We start from the raw sequence: 19,387 nt of genomic DNA on the forward strand, positions 1-19,387 counted from the left end.
TTGCCGGGTTCGCCCGGCAACACCAGCCACGAGTGCTGCCTGCGGCGGCCTCGTGGCTTTTTTGTGGGCGATTCCCGGTTCGCTTTTGCTTGTGTAGGAGCGGCCTTGTGTCGCGAAGGGGCGCGCAGCGGCCCCGGCAATCTTGCGTATGGCCGCGATTTTGGGGCCGCTGCGCGCCCCTTCGCGACACAAGGCCGCTCCTACACCAACAGTGATCGCGCCCAGACACGACTGCGCAGCGTCAGTGCTGGCGCAACACACACTCAAGCAAACCGGGAAAACGCACATCGAGAATATCGCTACGCAGCGAGTTCATGTGCGTGGTGCCGACGTTGCGGGTGTACACCAGCCCCGCCTCACGCAGCACGCGGAAGTGGTGGGACATGCTCGATTTCGGCCGGCCGCCGTCCAGCTCGCCGCAGCTGGCTTCGGCAACGCCTGCCAGGCGTCGGACGATGTCCAGGCGTACGGGGTCGCTCAAGGCGTAGAGCAGGCGCTCCAGGGAGAGGTGTTCGGGGGAGGGGTGGGTATAGGCTCGCATGCCGCACATGATAACGGGGTTTACCAAATTGCCATAGTTCGAATATGATCGAACAATCGTATTCAACCCATCCCTGGAGTTCCCATGTCTGCATTGTTCCAGCCCTACACCCTCAAAGATGTGACCCTGCGCAACCGCATTGCGATCCCGCCGATGTGTCAGTACATGGCCGAAGATGGCCTGATCAACGACTGGCACCATGTGCACCTGGCCGGCCTGGCCCGTGGTGGCGCTGGTCTTGTGGTGGTCGAGGCGACGGCCGTGGCACCGGAAGGCCGTATTACCCCCGGTTGCGCCGGTATCTGGAGCGACGCCCACGCCCAGGCTTTCGTGCCGGTGGTGCAGGCAATCAAGGCAGCCGGCTCGGTGCCGGGTATCCAGATCGCCCACGCCGGGCGCAAGGCCAGCGCCAACCGCCCTTGGGAAGGTGACGACCACATTGGCGCCGATGACCCTCGCGGTTGGGAAACCATCGCACCGTCGGCAATTGCCTTTGGTGCCAACCTGCCGAAAGTGCCACGGGCAATGACCCTGGATGACATCGCCCGGGTCAAGCAGGACTTCGTCGACGGCGCGCGCCGCGCCCGTGATGCCGGCTTCCAGTGGATCGAGCTGCACTTTGCCCACGGCTACCTGGGCCAGAGCTTCTTCTCCGAGCACTCCAACCAGCGCACCGACGCCTACGGCGGCAGCTTCGAAAACCGCATTCGCTTCCTGCTCGAAACCCTCGCCGCGGTGCGTGAGGTCTGGCCTGAGCATCTGCCGCTGACTGCGCGGTTTGGGGTGCTGGAGTATGACGGGCGCGATGAGCAGACCCTGCAAGAGTCCATCGACCTGGCGCGCCGCTTCAAGGCCGGTGGCCTGGACCTGCTCAGCGTCAGCGTCGGCTTTACCATTCCTGAAACCAACATCCCTTGGGGCCCGGCGTTCATGGGGCCGATTGCCGAACGGGTGCGCCGTGAAGCAAGCCTGCCGGTGACCTCGGCCTGGGGCTTCGGTACGCCGCAACTGGCTGAAGGCGCGTTGCAGGCCAACCAGCTAGACCTGGTGTCGGTAGGCCGCGCGCACCTGGCCGACCCGCACTGGCCATACGTTGCCGCCAAGGAACTGGGTGTCGACAAAGCTTCCTGGACGCTGCCGGCGCCGTATGCGCATTGGCTTGAGCGTTATCGCTGAGGCTGGCAGGGGCCGCAGTTGATCGCGCGCGCTTGAGCTCATACCCCCGCAAACAGCGCCCGCGCCTCATCGAAGCACTGCTCGGCCAGCGCCGAGCGTGGCTCGCTGCGGCGCAGCACCAGCCCCACCGGGCTGTGGATGGTGGCATCGAGGATGGGCAGCATGCGCATGTGCTCGCTCAAGTCTTCGAGCCCGCAATTGAGCGGCATGATCGCGCAGCACACGCCGGTATTGATGGCCTGGATCAGTTGGAAGGTCGAGTCGCTTTCCAGCACCGCGTTGGGCGCAAGGCTGCGGCTGCGGAAACTCAGGTCCAGCGACTGGCGGTAGTGCATGCCCTTGCTCAGCAGGCCCAACGGCAAGTCGCCGAGCTGGTCCCAGTTGAGGCTTTCAGTGTCGAAGGCAAAGTGCCGGGTATCGTGCAGCAGGCCCATGGTGGTGGTGCCCAGTTCAATTACCTCGAAGAAGCTGGCGTTGACCTGGTCGAGGTAGCAGATGCCTAGGTCAAGCTGGTTGCGGCTGAGCGCATCCATGATCTGCTCGGTACTGTGGGAGCTGAGCTGAAACTGCAAACCCGGGTATTTCTCGCGCAGCGGCAGCAGCAGTTGCATGGGGTTGAAACTGGCCAGCGGCACCGTGCCCAGGCGCAGGCTGCCGACCACCTGGCCCCTGCAACTGGCCGCCTCGGCCTGCAGCCCATCGTGGGCGGCGAGCAGGGTGCGCGCCCAGGCCAGAATGCGCTCTCCCGCTTCGGTAAAACCCTCGAAGCGCTGGCCGCGCTGGACCAGCACCAGGTCCAGTTCTTCCTCAAGGTTACGCAGGCGCATCGACAGTGTCGGCTGGGTGATGTGGCACAGCGCCGCCGCCTGGCCGAAGTGGCGGGTCTGGTCGAGGGCGATAAGGAACTTGAGTTGCTTGATATCCATGGTGCGGCCTGGAAGTGCTGGGTAGGTTGACCTTAACCAACTCCAGGCCGGCGCGATAGAGCGCATTGATCAGCTGGTTCGGGATATCTATGGGATGGAGCAGCCGGCGCCCTGGCGTTGGCCGTATCGCCGCAGGGGCATTGCGGTGATCGTCAGGTTTGCCGCACGGCGCTGTTCAACTCAACACATGCTCCACCGCCACCCACACCGGCGGCAGCGGCTCGTGCCCCAGCGCGGCCAGCACGTCACGTTCGATGGTGCGCACCATGGCATCGGTCGGCAGGTCGTTTTCATCGCGCCCGAACGGGTCTTCCAGCTCGTTGCCAATCGCATCCAGGCCAAAGAAGGTGTAGCTCACCAAGGTGGTAAACAAGGGCGCCAACCACCCAAGAGGCTCGGCCAGGGCAAATGGTAGCAGCAGGCAGAAGATATAAATGGTGCGGTGCAGCAGCAGGGTATAGGGGAACGGCAGCGGCGTGCCTTTGATCCGCTCGCACGTGGCCTGCACCTGGGCCAGCCCGCTCAGGCGCTGCTCCAGCTGGGTGTAGCGCAGGTCGCCGATGGGCAGTTGCGCGCACTGCCGGCCGACCTCGCGCAGAATGCTGTCGCAGACATTGTGCACGCTGATGCATTGCGCATCGTCCAGCCATGGTTTGGCGGCCTGCAGTTCGTCTTCGTTGCGCAGTTTGGCGTTCAGCGCGTGGGCAAAGCCGCACAGGCTGCGCAGCAGTTGCCCGCGCAGCTGTTCGTCGGCAATCACCACGCTCTGGCGGGTGAACGAACGCACCTCGACGATCATCTGGCCCCAGGCCTTGCGGCCTTCCCACCAGCGGTCGTAGCAGGCGTTGTTGCGAAAGCTCATGAAAATCGACAGCGACAGGCCGAGCAGGGTGAACGGGGTGGCGCTGACCGGGTAGAACAGCGCGGGGTAGTGCCGCTCGACCAGCACGATCAGCGCTGCCAGCAAGGTCACCCCGAGGCAGCGCAGGGCGATGCGCTTGATGATCGACCCTTTGAGGGTGAACAGCACACGCAGCATGTCGGTGTGGGGCGTGACGATCACGGCTCAGCCGCCGGTCATGTTCATGAAGCGCAGAATCTGCACCTCGCCGCCGACCTCGAAGTGGTGCCGGTAGGGCTTCAAGTGCATTGCATCGCGGATGGCGCTTTCGAGCCGTGCCGGGTCGTCGGGGTGTTCGCGCAGCACCTGCTTGAGGTCTGCCGAATGCTCGTTGCCCAGGCACAGCAACAAGCGGCCCTCGACGGTCAGGCGCACGCGGTTGCAGGTGGCGCAAAAATTGTGGCTGTGCGGCGAGATGAAGCCAACCCGGGTGGTCGGTGCTTCGGCCAGACGCCAGTAGCGCGCCGGGCCCTGGGAGGATTCGGCCGACTCGATCAGGCTGAAATGCTCGGCCAGGCGCGCGCGCACCTCATCGCTTGAGCAATACGACTCGTCGCGCTGGTGCTCGCTGATGACGCCAAGGGGCATTTCTTCGATAAAGGTGATGTCCAGTTCGCGCTCGATGGCAAAGCGCACCAGGTCGACGATTTCATCATCGTTGCGGCCTTTGAGCACCACAGCGTTGAGTTTGGTGCGGCGAAAGCCTGCAGCGCGCGCGGCGTCGATACCGGCGATCACCTGGGCCAGGTCGCCGGTGCGGGTCAGGGCGCGGAAGCGCTCGGGGTCGAGGCTGTCGAGGCTGATGTTCAGGCGGGTGACCCCGGCATCGAACAACGGCTGCGCCAGGCGGCTGAGCTGCGAGCCATTGCTGGTCAGGCACAGTTCACGCAGGCCGGGCAGGGCGGCGATGCGCCCGCACAGCTCGACGATGCCTTGGCGCACCAAGGGCTCGCCACCGGTCAGGCGGATTTTGCGGGTACCCAGGGCGACGAAGCGTTCGGCCACCTGGTAAAGCTCTTCGAGGCTGAGGATTTGCTGGCGCGGCAAAAATTGCATGTCTTCGGCCATGCAGTAGACGCAACGGAAATCACAGCGGTCGGTCACCGACATCCGCAGGTAGTCGACTTTGCGATTGAAACCGTCGATCAGGGCGGGAAGCTGTTCCACATTGGCGCTCGAAGGGCATTGGACTATGCGGTCCAAGCTATCCCTAGTGGCCAGCCCCGTCAAATTGCTTTGCCTGACCGCATCATCGACGCCCTCTATCACGGCTGCTGGCCAGCGTGCTGTCAATTTGTAGGAGCGGCCTTGTGCCGCGAAGGGCTGCGCAGCGGCCCCGGCAATTGTGCATGAGGTCGAGATCCTGGGGCCGCTGCGCAGCCCTTTCGCGACACAAGGCCGCTCCTACTCAACGGGCGCGAAAACTATGCAAGCCCGCTCAGCGATTCACCGGCAACGCCGTGGTGTACTTCATCTGTTCCATGGCAAAGCTGGAGGTGATGTTCGACAGCCCATCGGTGCTGGTAATCAGCCTTTTGTAGAAGTCGTCGTAGGCCTTGATGTCGCCCACTACCACCCGCAGCATGTAGTCCCAGTCGCCGGACATGCGGTACACCTCCATCACCTCCTCGAAGGCTGTCACGGTCGCCGCGAATTGCGCCAGCCACGCGCTGTCATGGCGCTGGGTCTTGAGCTGCACGAACACCGTCAGCCCCAGCCCGAGGCGTTCCGGGTCGAGCAGGGCGACGCGGCTGCGAATGTAGCCTTCCTCTTCCAGGCGCTTGACCCGTTTCCAGCACGGGGTGGTCGACAGGTTGACGGCTTCGGCCAGGTCTTTGAGCGACATCGACGCATCGCGCTGGAGCAAGGTGAGGATGTGCTGGTCGAAAATGTCCATGGCGCTTTTTGGCTCGAAAGGAGAAAAGTCACCCCGAGATTAACCGGTTGCCGCAACCGATGGAATGGCTGCGCACCTTCGCCGAGAAGAGCTTCCCCGCAGGCGCCAGCGCCGGGCGGATATGAGATAGTGACGCCTTTCCCCCGACACTCCACGAGCCTGAGCATGTCCGACAAGCCGCGCAATTTCGCCACCCGCACCATCCACGCCGGCGAGCAGTCCAGCGTTGCCGACAACGCCATCTTTCCGGCTATCGTGACCTCCAGCTCGTTCATCAAGCGCGGCCTGGACGATCACCCCGAATACGCCTACAGCCGGGTCGCCAACCCCACCCGCCACGCCTACGAAACCTGCGTCGCAGCCCTGGAAGAGGGCGTCGGTGCAGTGGCCTGCGCATCCGGCGTGGGTGCCACCGCCACGGTGCTCGAACTGCTCGACAAAGACGCCCATGTGGTGGTGATGAACGGCGTCTATGGCGGCACCTTCCGCTTGCTCGAAGACTACCGCGCGCGCACCTCGGGCCTGACCACCACCTACGTCGACCTCAACGACCTGGATGCAGTGGCCGCCGCCATCCGCCCGAACACGCAACTGATCTGGATCGAGTCGCCGACCAACCCGTTGCTGCACCTGGTCGATATCAAGCCGTTGTGCGACCTGGCCCGCGCCCGCGGCATCCTCACCTGCATCGACAACACCTTCTGCTCGCCGTGGAACCAGCAGCCGATCACCCTGGGTGTGGACCTGGTGATGCACTCGGCGAGCAAGTACATCGGCGGCCATTCCGACCTTACCGGCGGCCTGGTGGTGGCGGCCAACGAGGCGCTGTACAAGCGCCTGCGCCATATCAGCATGGCCGTGGGCGCGGTGCAGGGGCCGTTCGATTGCTACCTGGCGCTGCGCGGGCTGAAGACCCTCGATGTGCGTATGGAGCGCCAGAGCGCCAACGCCCTGCGCGTGGCGCAGTTCCTTGAAAGCCACCCGCAGGTGGAGCAGGTTTACTACCCAGGCCTGCCCAGCCACCCGCAACACGCGCTGTGCGAACGGCAGATGCGCACCGGCGGTGCGGTGGTGACGCTGCGGATCAAGGGCGACCGGGCGGCGGTCAACCGGCTGGTAGAAAGCCTGCAGATCTTTGTGCTGGCAGATTCGCTGGGCGGGGTGGAGAGCATGATCAACCACTCCTGGACCATGTCGCACAACTCGCTAAGCCCCGAGCAGAAGGGCGTGATGGGCATCAGCGAGAACCTGCTGCGGCTGTCGGTGGGGATCGAGGACTATCGCGACCTGATCGAAGACCTGGACACGGCACTCAAGGCTTCGGCCTAGAACAGGCGGTAACACCGGGGCTGCGCGCCAGCCCCGGTACAGGCAGCGTCAGAAGCGGAAGCGGCTGATCATCTGCTGCAAATCACCGCCCAGGCGTGCCAGCTCGACGCTGGACACCGAGGTCTGCTGGCTGGCTTCGGCGGTTTGTTCGGAAATATCCCGCACGGTCACCACGCTGCGGCTGATCTGCTCGGCCACTGCGCTCTGCTGCTCGGAAGCGGCGGCGATCTGCTGGTTCATCAGCTCGATGGCCGACACCCGGCGGGTAATGCCTTCCAGCGCCAAGCCGGCTTCGCGCACCAGCGCCACGCTGCTGCTGGTCAGGCTCTGGCTTTCCTCCATCAGGTCACTGACCGAGCGCGTGCCTTGCTCAAGGCTGCTGATCGCCGACTCGATTTCGGCGGTGGAGGCCTGGGTGCGTTGGGCCAGCCCGCGCACCTCATCGGCCACCACGGCAAAGCCACGCCCGGCTTCACCGGCGCGCGCAGCCTCGATGGCGGCGTTGAGCGCCAGCAGGTTGGTCTGCTCGGCCACCGCCTTGATCACATCCATCACCTTGCCGATACGCAGGCTTTCGCTACGCAGCGCATCCATGGCGGTGTTGGTCGAGCCGACTTGGTTGGCCAGGCGGTCGATTTGCGCCACGGCGCGGGTGACGACGCTGTCGCCTTCGCGGGCTTCCTGGTCGGTGGCACTGGCTGCCACCGAAGCCTCGCCGGCATTGCGCGCCACTTCCTGCACGGTGGCGGCCATCTCTTGCATGGCGGTGGCCACCTGGTCGGTCTCGATCTTCTGGTTGTTGGCCCCGGCGCTGGTCTGGGTGGTGATCGCCGACAACTCTTCGGTAGCGCTGGCGATCTGCCCGATACCGTCGCGCACACCGCTGATCAGCTCGCGCAGGTTTGCGGTCATGGCGCGCAGGCTGTTCTGCAACAGGCCCAGCTCATCGCGACGCGGGCTGGCCGGCTGCTCGCCGAGGTTGCCATCGGCCACTTGCTCCATGGCCTTGAGCACCCGCTGCAGCGGTTGGCTGATCTGCCGGGCGATGGTCAGCGCGGCGATGATGCCGAGCACCAGCGCCAGCAGCGTGGTGACGATCTGCAGGGTCTTGGCGAAGTGGCTGTCGTGCTCTACCGAGGCGGCCTGGTTGTCGAGCAACTGGCCGAGCTGGGTGTTCAAACCTTCGATATCGGCGCCCATCGCGGCGCGGTATTCGACCAGCTTGCTGGCCTGGCCCCGGAAGGTCTCGACCGCAGCGGCGTAGGCGCGCACCTGGGCCTGCAACTGCTCGACTTGTGTGGCATAGCTGCCGTTGAAGCGTGCAACCAGGGTCGGTAGGTCGCTGAGGGTTGTGGCCAACTGGGTGTTCACCAGCTTTTCAGTGTCGGCGTTGGTGTTGCTGGTGTAGCCGCGCACCTGGTAACGCAGCAGGATCAGGTTTTCCCGCAGCTGGTGCACGGCTTCGCTGCGCACATAGCGCTGCTCGGCATCGGGCAGGTTGCGTACCTGCTCGGCGATCTGGTCCAGGCTTGCAAAGGCGGTGCTGGCCAGGGTGCCCATCTGCTTTTGCGCCTCGCGCATCTGCTGGTAGGCGGCAAAGCTCAGTGCCTGATTGGCAGCGTAGGCTTGCAGGTGCTGTTCGGCCTTGCTCTGGATTTCGCGGTTTTCCGGGGCACGGACCACGGCGCGCAGTTGCGTCAGCGGCGTCTTGAACGCATCCATGGCCGCTTGCAGTGCCTTGCTCTCAGCTTCGCCGCCGCTGCTCATGGCATGGCGCAGACGTGCCTCGCGCAGGTCGCCCAAGGCGTTGTTCACCCCCGATACCGCGCTGACCACCTGGCTGCGCCGCACCAGGTTCGACAGCCCGTCCCAGCTCACCAGCGACTGCGCCAGGGCAAGGGTGAGCACCAGGCCGAAACCAACCGCGAGTTTGTGCGCGATCTTCAGATCGCCGAACCACCTGAACATTTGCTGTTGAGCTCCTTTTCCGTGCGCGGGGCACACTGCATGTGCCTTGGGTCAAATCATCTATATGAATGGTCGGCAGAGTACGCGAAATCTGAACGAAAGATTGTAAAAAGGTGATGTCGCAGTGATATCACTTTTGCCGGGTTGTGCATTGGCTGTTGCCTTGGGCAGGCGTTCCCGTGCAGATTTGTGGCTTTGCGCACTTCGCGTGCCTCCAATGACAAAGCCCAACCAGGTACACGGACGATGAGTCACCCCTCGCAATTCACCCTGCTCGGCAAGCGGCGCTTCTTGCCGTTCTTCATTACCCAGTCGCTGGGCGCTTTCAATGACAACCTGTTCAAGCAGTCGCTGATCCTGGCGATCCTCTACAAGCTGAGCCTGGAAGGCGACCGCTCGATCTGGGTCAACCTGTGCGCCTTGCTGTTCATCCTGCCGTTCTTCCTGTTCTCGGCGCTGGCCGGGCAGTTCGGCGAGAAGTTCGCCAAGGACCGTTTGATCCGCGTCATCAAGCTCGCCGAGATCGCCATCATGGCCATTGGCGGCGCAGGCTTTGTGACGGGCCACTTGGTGCTGATGCTGGTGGCGCTGTTCGCCATGGGCACCCATTCTGCGCTGTTCGGGCCGGTCAAGTATTCGATCCTGCCCCAGGCCCTGCGTGAAGAAGAGCTGGTGGGCGGCAACGGCCTTGTCGAGATGGGCACCTTTCTAGCAATCCTGGCCGGCACCATTGGCGCCGGTGTGATGATGTCCTCGGCCAGTTACGCCATGGTGGTGGCGGGCGGTGTGGTCGGCACGGCGGTGCTGGGCTACCTGGCCAGCCGCTGGATCCCGCGTGCGGCGGCGGTGGCGCCACAGATGAAGCTGGACTGGAACATCTTCACCCAATCCTGGGCCACCCTGCGCCTGGGCCTGGGGCAAACCCCCGCGGTGTCGCGCTCGATTGTCGGCAACTCGTGGTTCTGGTTCGTCGGCGCCATTTACCTCACGCAGATCCCGGCTTACGCCAAGGACTGGCTGCATGGCGACGAAACCGTTGTAACGCTGGTGTTGACGCTGTTCTCGGTGGGGATCGCGGTCGGCTCGTTGCTGTGCGAGCGCCTGAGCGGGCGCAAGGTCGAAATCGGCCTGGTGCCGTTCGGCTCGTTCGGCCTGACCCTGTTCGGGTTGCTCTGGTGGTGGCATTCCGGTGATGTGCCGACCACCGAGGTGGCGCACGACTGGCTGGCCTTGCTGGGCATGAGCCAGGCGTGGTGGATCATGCTGTCCATCGTCGGCCTTGGTGTGTTCGGCGGCTTTTATATCGTGCCGCTGTATGCGCTGATCCAGGCGCGCACCGCCGAGCATGAGCGGGCGCGGGTCATTGCCGCCAACAACATTCTCAATGCGCTGTTCATGGTGGTTTCGGCGTTGTTTACCATCGTGTTGATGAGTGTGGTCGAGCTCAGCATCCCGCAGCTGTTCCTGGTGGTGTCGCTGCTCAACGTCGCGGTCAATGCGTATATATTCCGCATCGTGCCGGAATTCACCATGCGCTTTCTCATCTGGCTGCTCAGCCACTCGATGTATCGGGTGGAACACCGCGAATTGCAGCGCATTCCAGATGAAGGCGCGGCGTTGCTGGTGTGCAACCATGTGTCGTTCGTCGATGCATTGTTGATTGGCGGGGCGATCCGCCGGCCGATTCGCTTTGTCACCTACTACAAGATCTACAACCTGCCGGTGCTGAACTTCATCTTCCGCACCGCTGGCGCCATTCCCATCGCCGGGCACAGTGAAGACGCGAAGGTGTACGAGCGCGCCTTCGAGCGGATTGCCCAGTATCTGGCCGACGGTGAGCTGGTGTGTATCTTCCCTGAGGGCAAGTTGAGTTCGGACGGTGAAATCGACGTGTTCAAGGCCGGCGTCAACCGCATCCTCAAGGACACGCCGGTGCCGGTGATTCCGCTGGCGTTGCAGGGTTTGTGGGGCAGTTTCTTCAGCCGTGACCCGAACAAGGGTGTGTTCAGGCGCCTGTGGTCGCGGGTAACGCTGGTGGCCGGCGAGGCCATCCCTGCCGAGATGGCCAAGCCAGGCACGCTGCGCGAGCAGGTGAGCCTGCTGCGTGGCGAGGTGCGTTAAGCGAGGAGGGTAATGAAGGTCAGCTGGCGCTGACCTTCAGGCCGATCAAGCCGCAGATGATCAGCGCAACGCTGACCAGCCGTACCAGTGCCATGGATTCACCGAACAGGATGATCCCGGCGATGACTGTGCCCACCGCGCCGACGCCGGTCCACACCGCGTAGGCGGTGCCCAGCGGCAGTTCCTTCACGGCAAGGCCGAGCAGGCCGAGGCTTACCGCCATGGCGGCGAGGGTGAGTACAGTTGGGAGTGGGCGGGTGAAGCCGTCGGTGTACTTCAGGCCAACGGCCCAGCCAACCTCGAACAGGCCGGCGAAAAACAGGATGATCCAGGACATGCTAAGCCTCCATCGAGAGTGAGATGGGGCCGTCCCCGAATGTCACGCGATGCGTCGTGAGGCCGTCCTCACTGTGCGTGCCATGGTGCCGATTAGTGGCTTGCCAGGCAAGCCGGCGCCATGAGGGACATTCTGGGGTTTGGTGTAAACCTGTTCCGGCCTCATCGCAGGCTAGCGCCAGCTCCCACAGAAATCTGGGGCAGGCCTCATTATTGCGATTGTGCGCGGTCTCTGTGGGAGCTGGCGCTAGCCTGCGATGAGGCCGCAACGGCAACCCTCAATCCTTGGCTGGCGCCGCCTGTTCCACTTGCGCCCCAGGCTCCTGCATCCGCCGGAACCAGGTAGAAAGCAGCGCCCCGGAGATGTTGTGCCACACGCTGAACAGCGCGCTAGGCACTGCCGCCAGCGGCGAGAAGTGCGCCGCCGCCAATGCTGCCCCCAACCCCGAGTTTTGCATGCCCACCTCCAGTGCCAGCGACTTGCGCTGCGCCAGCGGCAGCTTGCAGAACTTGCCGGTGAGGTAGCCGAGCAAGTAGCCAAAACTGTTGTGCAGTATCACCACCGCCATGATCAGCAGACCGGACTCGGCAATCTTCGCCTGGCTGGCTGCCACCACGGCGCAGACGATCATCACGATACTCACCACCGACACCAGCGGCAGCACTTGCACCGCCGCCTGCACCCGCGCCCCCAACAGACGCTGGGCGAGTACGCCGAGCACGATGGGCAGCATGACCAACTGCAGGATCGACCAGAACATGTCCATGAACGAAACCGGCAGCCAGGCCGAGGCGAGGAACCAGATCAGCGCGGGGGTCAGCAGCGGCGCCAGTAGCGTGGTCACCGCAGCGATGGCCACCGCCAGGGCCAGGTCGCCCTTGGACAGCCACACCATGACGTTGGAGGCCGTGCCGCTTGGGCAGCAGCCGACCAGAATCACGCCCACGGCAATTTCAGGCGGCAGGTGGAACAACTGGCACAACAGCCAGGCCATGCCTGGCATGATCACAAAATGCGCGACCACCCCCAGCGCCACCCGCCACGGCTGGCGGGCGAGGGCGGCGAAGTCGTCGAGCTTGAGGGTCAGGCCCATGCCGAACATCACCAGCCCCAGCAGCGGCACAATGGCCACCTTCAGGCCAATGAACCATTGCGGCATAAGGAAGGCCAGTACGGCGAACACCAGCACCCACAGGGCGAAAGTGTTGCCGACGAAGCGGCTCAGGGCGGCGAGGGCACGCATTGGGCAGGTCCTTTCAGGTTTTGTAGTGGATCAGGTGGTTAGCTGAGGTGGGAGCTTCCATGGTTTTGTACAAACCTGTTCCCGCCAGACATATCTCCTTGTGGCGATCTGCTTTGTGGCGAGCGGGCTTGTCCCGCGTTGGGCTGCGCAGCAGCCCCGGGGTTTTCAGGGCTGCTGCGCAGCCCAACGCGGGACAAGCCCGCTCGCTACGACTCTCTATCATTTCCCACAGGATTGGGTCCAACCAGCCATGTTGCGGTTGAGCACGGCCTGCGATGAGGCCGCCACAAGCGTGCACAAAACCATGGCATCTCCCAAGCACCCGCCTTGGTAATCGTGGCGTGATCAGACCCCTTGCGGAATATCCTCGCCACCCAGTGCCTCGAAAAGCGCCGGGAGGAATTCCTTGAAGGTCATCATCATCAGCAGGAAGCTGGCATCGAACTGCTGCGCCGCTTCGTCGCCGCCATCCTGCTCGGCCTGCTCTTGCAGCAGCTCCTCGAACTTCAAGCGCTTGATCACGGTTTTGTCGTCCAGCACGAACGACAGCTTGTCCTGCCAGGCCAGGGCCAGTTGCGTGACCACCTTGCCGGTGCTCAGGTGCAGTTGGATCTCTTCGCCGGTCAGGTCCTGACGCTTGCAGCGCACAATGCCGCCGTCTTCGGCGGTGTCGCGCAGCTCGCATTCATCGAGCACGAAGAAGTCGGCGGCAGGGGCCTGGGCCTTGACCCAGTCGGTCATGGTCGCAACAGGCGCAACTTTGACGGTGACCGGGCGCACGGGTAGCGAGCCCATGACTTCACGCAGGGTCGACAGCAGGTCTTCGGCGCGCTTGGCGCTGGCCGAGTTGACCAGGATCAGGCCCTGGCGCGGGGCGATGGCAGCGAAGATCATCGAGCGGCGGATGAACGCGCGCGGCAGGAAGGCCTGGATGATCTCGTCCTTGATCTGGTCGCGCTCCTTTTTATAGACCTTGCGCATTTGCTCGGCCTCAATCTCCTCGACCTTTTCCTTCACCGCATCGTTGACCACGCTGCTGGGCAGGATGCGCTCTTCTTTACGCGCCGCAATCAGCAGGAACTCGCCGCTGACGTGCACCAGGGGTGCGTCTTCGCCTTTGCCGAACGGGGCGACGAAACCGTAGGTGGTCAGTTCCTGGCTGGCGCAGGGGCGGGCCGGCTTGCTGGCCAGGGCGGTTTCCAGTGCTTCAGGCTCGAACGGGACATCCTGGGTCAGGCGGTAGGTCAGCAGGTTCTTGAACCACATGGGGTGAATCTCTCCTTAATGCATAAGGCGGGCATTATTCTCCGAGCAGAGGTTCCAGGCCAACCCTGTCATTGGGCCAGTAGCTGCTATTAAGGAAGAAAAGGGGGTGGCGCTAGGTCTTTGAAAAATATTCAAAATAATTTCAAAAAAGTGCTTGCCAGGGTGGGGTGTCGTCCGTAGAATGCGCGCCACACCGAGACGAAGGGTGATTAGCTCAGCCGGGAGAGCATCTGCCTTACAAGCAGAGGGTCGGCGGTTCGATCCCGTCATCACCCACCACTCGATGTATAGCGCGGCGGTAGTTCAGTCGGTTAGAATACCGGCCTGTCACGCCGGGGGTCGCGGGTTCGAGTCCCGTCCGCCGCGCCATATTATGCTTCAAGGCCCACTGAACACCTTGAAGCAACAGACAAAGCGACCCTAGGGTCGCTTTTTTTGTGTCTGGCTTTTTGTCAGAATGCCCCCTGTCCGCCGCCCGTGGCCAGCAGGCCGAGCGCCGGGTCTTTCCGCAAGCAAGAGACCGACCATGCAGGATGCCAGCTTCTCTACTCCCGCCGCACCGCTCCTGGGTATCGACCTGGGTACCACCAACAGCCTGATTGCCGTCTGGCAGCAAGGCGAAGCGCGCCTGATCGCCAACGCCTTGGGTGAAGTGCTGACCCCTTCGGTGGTCAGCGTCGATGACGACGGCAGCATTCTGGTCGGCCAGGCCGCCCGTGCCCGCCTGGCCACCCATCCTGAGCGCACTGTGGCTGCCTTCAAACGTTTCATGGGCAGCGACAAGCAGTACGTCCTCGGCGAACACCGTTTTTCCCCCGAAGAGCTGTCGGCGTTGGTGCTCGGTGCCCTGAAGCAGGACGCCGAGGCCTACCTCGGTTGCCCGGTCAGCGAGGCGGTCATCTCGGTGCCGGCCTATTTCAGCGACGAGCAGCGCAAGCGCACAGTGTTCGCGGCAGAACTTGCCGGGCTCAAGGTGCAGCGGCTGATCAACGAACCCACCGCCGCCGCCATGGCCTACGGCCTGCACGAGCAGAAGTGCGAGCGCACGCTGGTGTTCGACCTGGGCGGCGGCACTTTCGATGTGACCGTGCTGGAATACGCGCTGCCGCTGATCGAAGTACATGCGTCCACCGGCGACAACTACCTGGGCGGTGAAGACTTCACCGAAGCGCTGCTGCAAGCCTGCATGCGCGATTGGGGCTTGAAGCCCGAAACCATGCAGCCCCAGGCGCTGGCCAGCCTGTCCGATGCGCTCGAGCAGTTCAAGCGCGAGCTGGGCGAGAGCGGTGCCACGCTGCGCTGGAGCGGCGATGGCGAGCCCCGCGAATGGCCGGTGGACGAGCTCAAGTTGCAGTCGATCTGGGCGCCGTTGCTGGCGCGGGTCCGCGCCCCCATCGAACAGGCCCTGCGCGATGCGCGGCTGAGCCCGCGCGAGCTGGACAGCCTGGTGCTGGTGGGCGGCGCAACACGCATGCCGCAGGTGCAGCAACTGGTGGCCAAGCTGTTTGGTCGCCTGCCATACCGTCACCTCGACCCAGACACCATCGTCGCCCTCGGCGCCGCCAGCCAGGCAGCCTGCAAGGCGCGCGACGCCGCCATCGACGAGCTGATCCTGACCGATGTGTGCCCTTACACCTTGGGTATCGCCTCGTCCCGTGGCAGCGATGTCACCGGCGCTTTCTCGCCGATCATCGAGCGCAACACCATCATCCCGACCTCCAAGGTGCAGCGTTTCTACAGCACCCATGCCGAGCAGAAAGAAGTGCGCATCGCCGTTTACCAGGGCGAGCGCCCGTGGGTACGCGACAACATTCTGGTGGACAGCTTCGATGTGCCGTTGCGCCCGACCGGTGAGATCCAGTCGCTGGATGTGCGCTTCAGCTACGACATCAACGGCCTGCTGGAAGTGGACGTGACCTTCATTGAAAGTGGCCAGAAACACAGCCACAGCATTGACCGCAGCCCCACAGGGCTGGACGCCGATGCGCGCCAGGCCAGTGAACAGCGGCTGGCCAAGCTGAAGATCCACCCGCGCGACACCTTGCCCAACCGCACCCTGCTGGCGCGTCTTGAGCGCGCCTGGATGCAGAGCCTGGGTGATGAGCGCGAGTTGATCAGCAGCTGGCTGGACGCCTTCAATCAGGTGCTGGCAGGCCAGCAGGCCACTGATATCAACCGCGAGCGCCAGGCCTTGAGCCGGGCGCTCGACGACCTGCGTTACTGACCGTTGATGCGGCGCAAGGTGGCCTGCAGGCCGCCTTGCAACGGGTCGGCAACACCCGGCGGCGGGCCGTAGCGGTTCGGCAGCTTGTCGCCGGGGGCCACCAGCAGCAACAGCGGCAGGAACGGCACAACACGGCTCAGCGCCAGCAGCAACAGCAGCGACGGCACCCCGCGGCCCAGGTCGCGCAGGCGGCGCAGTGTGCCGCTGACCATTGCCAGCACCAGCACCACGGACATGGTCGCCATCATCCACGGTGACTGCAGCATCAACACGCCACTCAACACCACCGCCAGCAGGTGCAGGCTGTAGCCTGTGCGGTTCAGCCGGCTCTTGAGCTTCCAGAATGCCCAAGGTGCAGGTTGCGGCTGTAGCGGGTCGTTGTTGAGCATGCGCTCGCCCCAGGACAGCACGGCCATGGCCGCGCAGCGCAGCCCTGGGTCCTGGTTCGGGTCGTCCTTGACCTTTTGCAGTGCACGCAAGGCGCGGGTGCTGGGCAGGGTGCACTGCACCAGCAAGTGTTCCAGGGCATCTGTCAGCCCGTCGACCTGCGTCTTGTCCAGGCTGTACTCACGCAGCGCCGCGGCCGGTGGGGTGCGCAGCTTGCCGTTGACCAGGTCGCGCCGCCAAGGGTCGAACCAGGCGCCATGCAGATCGACCGCTTCAAGGCGATTGCGCAGGCGCGTGCGCCGCTCTTCGTCCAGCGAGCGGTCGTGGTACAGCGCTGCGCACAGCAGCAGGTAACCCAGCGCATTGTCTTCGAGCAGGCGGCCGTCGTCATTGTCCAGGCAGTCGGCCAGCAGCTCGGCCTGTGGCAGGCGCTCGCTTTCCAAGGCGCGCTGCAGGGTCGACAGGCGGGTGGCAAGGGTGGCCTGTGCGGCATCGCTGCGGTCCAGGCTGCCGAGCAATCCGCCGCCCTGATGGTTCAGCAACAGGTTGTGGGTGGCCGCAAACTGATGCTCCGGCGTGTACTGCAACTGGCCCGGCAGGGCTGGGTCGATCATGGCCAGCCAGCGGGTCGGCTGGTCGAGGGTGGCGAGCATGAACAACTGCTGGCGGTGCCATTGCCACAGCGCGTCGCCTTCAGGCATCGGCGGCAGGGTCACGCCATCTTCGGCCATTTGGCCCTGCAACTTCATGGCAAATGGCACGGTGAACATGCGCGGCATGTCGAAGTGGCGGTTGAGCTCGTACACCGCCTGGGCCGAATACTGGCGCATGCGCCGCAGCCATTCGCGGCACGCCGAGCGTACGGAATCTTCAAGCAGGCCGTCAGGCATTTCGGCACCCGGCTGGGTGTCCCGGCAATACTCTGCCAGCGCCAGGGCAACGGGATTGTGCTCAAGCCAGTGCAGTTGTTGCGCGGCCTGGCGCTGGAAGCCTTCGATGATCAAACCGTCCAGCGGGTCGTCGCTTGGGCGCTGTTCGAGTATCAGGCGCAGCAAGCCGCTTTCGCCGCGCTGCAGGGCCCAGGCCTGCCAGTACAGGCGGTGCAGTTCGCTGTCGTCCTGGATTTGCAGCAGCCAGGCCAGCAGCGGCAGTTCGTCGTCGCCGTCCAGCCGCCAGTCGATGAAGGTCGCGGCGATGCCACCCAACTGCCGGTGCGAAGCCTCCGCCCAGCGCGACAGGGTTTGCGGCGTCTGCCCGGGGCTGCCCCAGAGGTGCGCAGCGTCGTCAAGCTCTGCTGGCCAGCTGTCCGGGTTGCTCAGGCGGTCGAACGCCTGAATTAGCAATGGCAGGCGCTGCGGCTGATGATGCGCGCACAGCTCCAGCAGCCAGCGCTCGGCTTGCGGGTGTTGGTACTCTCGATACAGGCGCAGCCAGCATTCCAGCGCTTGCTCTTCGGCGCCCAAGGCATTGGCCTGGGTGGCAAGCATGTAGAGCAGGTCGGCGTTGTCTTCGCCTTGCTCCTGGCGCGCCTGCAGTTGCGCATAGAACGTCTGGTTGGGAATCGCGGCATGGCAGAACTGCTCGGTCAGCCGCTGGATGAGCACTGGGTCGTCCGGGATCGCCAGGCAGGTATGCGTGCTGACGAAATCGGCGTACTCGAACAACGGGCGCTGCTGGTAGGTGTATTCGAGGCTTCGGAAATACCACAGGGTTTCCATTTGCGCCGCGGGTGGCCAGTCGCGCATCAACCCGGTGTCGAACGGGTCGGGCTGTTCGAAGCGGTTGAGCAGAGCTTCGATCTGCTGCGGGTTGTCCAGGCGCAGCAACTGGTCCGCCCAGGCCATGCGCTTGGCCAGCAGGTTGACGCAGTTGTGCGACAGGGGGCCGGAGTCGTACAAGGCATGCAACAGGGGCTTGCTGATGTCGTCCAGCTCGTTGAGCGGCAGCTCGTCCAGCTCGGCGATGTAGGCCTGCCACACCGGTGGGTCGAAACGCAGGCTCGGTTCTTCGAGGATCGTATAGAAGCGCTGCAGCGCCGGGTGGGGCGGCGGCGGCTCGTGGTGGGTTTCAGGATCCGGGTCGAGATCGTCTTCGCGGGCCAGGCGCAGGGCTTGCTCGTAGGCTTCGCGCAGGGCCTGGAAGCCCTCCGGGTCGGTTTCCGGGTGGTGCGCCGGCAGCCGGCCACGGTAGGCCAGGCGGATGGCATCGAGGTCCTGGGTTGGCTCGATGCCCAGACGAATCCAGCAACTCATGACCAGCAGTCCTCTTCCAGGGTGTCGGGGCGGGGTGGCTCGGGTATGTCCAGATCCCACGGCAGGCTGGCAAACAGGTCAAGCGCGCCCATGCGCAGGTTGAGCTGGATGCAGCGGTTCCAGTGCTCGTTGCCTTGGCGTTCGAGGTTGGCGGCCAGGGTGTCGTCGCTGGAGTCGCCGACGTTCCACAGCGCCTTGCCGAACAGGTAGCCGGCCTGGTAGCTGCGCCAGCGGTTGTAGTAGTGGCGCGCGCGCAGGGCCAAGCGGTAGTGCAGGTAGAGGCTTTCGTCCAGGGTCACGAAACCCTTCTTGACCCCGGCGCGCAGCAAAAAGCCCATGCGCCCCAGGTCCCAGGCACGGGTGCCGCCCGGCCCGCAGTCGGGGTAGGTGCGCGCGGCATACTCGTGAAGGATGCGCTGGCGCGGGGTAAGGGTATCGAGCAGTGCCTGCCACTGGCTGGGCAGGCAGCGTTGGTATTGCCAGTAGGCGCCGCTGAGTTCGGTGGCGTGGCCGGTGTCGGCCATGCCCAGCATGTCGAGCAACTGCGCGCGGTTGGCGATGCCCCACCAGCGTTCAAGGTCGGTCTCGTCCTTGCCTTCGTAGTATTGCGGGGCGGTATAGCTGGCGCCGTTGAGCGCGGCCATGGGTGCTGAAAGCGCGTGCAGCCAGTTCTGCGCGGAGTCTTCCATGAACAGGGTCCTTGAGGCGCGGGAAATGGCGCGGATTGTAAAGCAATGGCCGGGGCAAGATAAATGTCGGGTGCGGGGTTTGCGGGGTGGCGCACGCCTTTACCGGCCTCGCTTTTGATTGTGTAGGAGC

Annotated in this window: 15 protein-coding genes, 2 tRNA genes and 1 pseudogene; 6 read left to right on the forward strand and 12 right to left on the reverse strand. The window is 64.1% G+C overall.

Going from position 1 to position 19,387, the window contains the following annotated elements:
* Positions 1–241 precede the first annotated feature (241 nt).
* Positions 242–541 (reverse strand): ArsR/SmtB family transcription factor, encoded by a 300-nt coding sequence (locus HU719_RS03030; RefSeq protein ID WP_437179639.1) that lies wholly within the window; start codon positions 539–541, stop codon positions 242–244.
* A gap of 84 nt (positions 542–625) precedes the next feature.
* On the opposite strand from HU719_RS03030, the gene xenA reads away from it, so the two are divergent.
* The gene (gene xenA, locus HU719_RS03035; RefSeq protein ID WP_186521155.1) at positions 626–1,717 is read left to right on the forward strand and encodes a xenobiotic reductase XenA; all 1,092 of its coding nucleotides are present in this window, start codon (positions 626–628) and stop codon (positions 1,715–1,717) included.
* Between the two features lie 38 nt (positions 1,718–1,755).
* Here xenA and HU719_RS03040 read toward each other — a convergent pair whose 3' ends face one another.
* The 4 genes from HU719_RS03040 to HU719_RS03055 form a co-directional block, all read right to left on the reverse strand.
* Positions 1,756–2,643, reverse strand: coding sequence for a LysR family transcriptional regulator (locus tag HU719_RS03040; RefSeq protein ID WP_186536317.1), 888 nt, complete (start codon positions 2,641–2,643; stop codon positions 1,756–1,758).
* A 175-nt stretch (positions 2,644–2,818) separates the two neighbouring features.
* On the reverse strand, positions 2,819–3,706 hold the full coding sequence (locus HU719_RS03045; protein WP_186536319.1) for a bestrophin family protein: 888 nt from the start codon (positions 3,704–3,706) through the stop codon (positions 2,819–2,821).
* A 3-nt stretch (positions 3,707–3,709) separates the two neighbouring features.
* Positions 3,710–4,711, reverse strand: a complete 1,002-nt coding sequence (moaA, locus tag HU719_RS03050; protein WP_186536320.1) for a GTP 3',8-cyclase MoaA — start codon at positions 4,709–4,711, stop codon at positions 3,710–3,712.
* Positions 4,712–4,982: 271 nt separating this feature from the next.
* Positions 4,983–5,441 (reverse strand): Lrp/AsnC family transcriptional regulator, encoded by a 459-nt coding sequence (locus HU719_RS03055; protein ID WP_186521159.1) that lies wholly within the window; start codon positions 5,439–5,441, stop codon positions 4,983–4,985.
* 165 nt (positions 5,442–5,606) lie between these two features.
* Between HU719_RS03055 and HU719_RS03060 the strand changes: the two genes are divergently transcribed.
* Positions 5,607–6,770: a trans-sulfuration enzyme family protein gene (locus HU719_RS03060; RefSeq protein WP_186521160.1), complete on the forward strand. Its 1,164-nt coding sequence runs from the start codon at positions 5,607–5,609 to the stop codon at positions 6,768–6,770.
* Positions 6,771–6,818: 48 nt separating this feature from the next.
* Here the strand turns inward: HU719_RS03060 and HU719_RS23800 are convergent, their stop codons facing one another.
* Together HU719_RS23800 and HU719_RS23805 are read right to left on the reverse strand one after the other, a co-directional pair.
* Entirely contained in the window at positions 6,819–7,682 is an 864-nt protein-coding gene (locus HU719_RS23800) for a methyl-accepting chemotaxis protein (RefSeq protein WP_424804629.1), read from the reverse strand.
* A pseudogene (locus HU719_RS23805) lies at positions 7,674–8,738 on the reverse strand (methyl-accepting chemotaxis protein); the annotation flags it as partial. The gene HU719_RS23800 and the pseudogene HU719_RS23805, both read right to left, overlap by 9 nt.
* A gap of 246 nt (positions 8,739–8,984) precedes the next feature.
* On the opposite strand from HU719_RS23805, the gene HU719_RS03070 reads away from it, so the two are divergent.
* Positions 8,985–10,859: an MFS transporter gene (locus tag HU719_RS03070; RefSeq protein WP_186536322.1), complete on the forward strand. Its 1,875-nt coding sequence runs from the start codon at positions 8,985–8,987 to the stop codon at positions 10,857–10,859.
* Positions 10,860–10,878: 19 nt separating this feature from the next.
* On the opposite strand, the gene sugE is transcribed toward HU719_RS03070, so the two are convergent.
* The 3 genes from sugE to rdgC all read right to left on the reverse strand — a co-directional run bounded on the left by sugE (position 10,879) and on the right by rdgC (position 13,705).
* Complete coding sequence (sugE, locus tag HU719_RS03075; RefSeq protein WP_186521163.1) at positions 10,879–11,196, reverse strand: quaternary ammonium compound efflux SMR transporter SugE; 318 nt, start codon at positions 11,194–11,196, stop codon at positions 10,879–10,881.
* Positions 11,197–11,473: 277 nt separating this feature from the next.
* Entirely contained in the window at positions 11,474–12,439 is a 966-nt protein-coding gene (locus HU719_RS03080; protein ID WP_186536323.1) for a bile acid:sodium symporter family protein, read from the reverse strand.
* 345 nt (positions 12,440–12,784) lie between these two features.
* Positions 12,785–13,705 (reverse strand): recombination-associated protein RdgC, encoded by a 921-nt coding sequence (gene rdgC / locus HU719_RS03085; RefSeq protein WP_186523480.1) that lies wholly within the window; start codon positions 13,703–13,705, stop codon positions 12,785–12,787.
* A gap of 203 nt (positions 13,706–13,908) precedes the next feature.
* On the opposite strand from rdgC, the gene HU719_RS03090 reads away from it, so the two are divergent.
* The 3 genes from HU719_RS03090 to HU719_RS03100 all read left to right on the forward strand — a co-directional run bounded on the left by HU719_RS03090 (position 13,909) and on the right by HU719_RS03100 (position 15,929).
* Positions 13,909–13,984 (forward strand) — tRNA-Val (locus HU719_RS03090).
* A gap of 13 nt (positions 13,985–13,997) precedes the next feature.
* A tRNA-Asp gene (locus HU719_RS03095) sits at positions 13,998–14,074 on the forward strand.
* Positions 14,075–14,231: 157 nt separating this feature from the next.
* The gene (locus HU719_RS03100; RefSeq protein ID WP_186536324.1) at positions 14,232–15,929 is read left to right on the forward strand and encodes a molecular chaperone HscC; all 1,698 of its coding nucleotides are present in this window, start codon (positions 14,232–14,234) and stop codon (positions 15,927–15,929) included.
* On the opposite strand, the gene HU719_RS03105 is transcribed toward HU719_RS03100, so the two are convergent.
* Together HU719_RS03105 and HU719_RS03110 are read right to left on the reverse strand one after the other, a co-directional pair.
* Positions 15,923–18,568, reverse strand: a complete 2,646-nt coding sequence (locus HU719_RS03105; RefSeq protein ID WP_186536325.1) for a J domain-containing protein — start codon at positions 18,566–18,568, stop codon at positions 15,923–15,925. The genes HU719_RS03100 and HU719_RS03105 overlap by 7 nt on opposite strands.
* Positions 18,565–19,257, reverse strand: a complete 693-nt coding sequence (locus HU719_RS03110) for a DUF1266 domain-containing protein (RefSeq protein ID WP_186523486.1) — start codon at positions 19,255–19,257, stop codon at positions 18,565–18,567. The genes HU719_RS03105 and HU719_RS03110 overlap by 4 nt, the downstream gene beginning before the upstream one ends.
* Between the last annotated feature and the right edge of the window lie 130 nt (positions 19,258–19,387).

Origin of the sequence: Pseudomonas farsensis (assembly GCF_014268805.2) — a bacterium.
Taxonomy (GTDB): domain Bacteria; phylum Pseudomonadota; class Gammaproteobacteria; order Pseudomonadales; family Pseudomonadaceae; genus Aquipseudomonas; species Aquipseudomonas farsensis.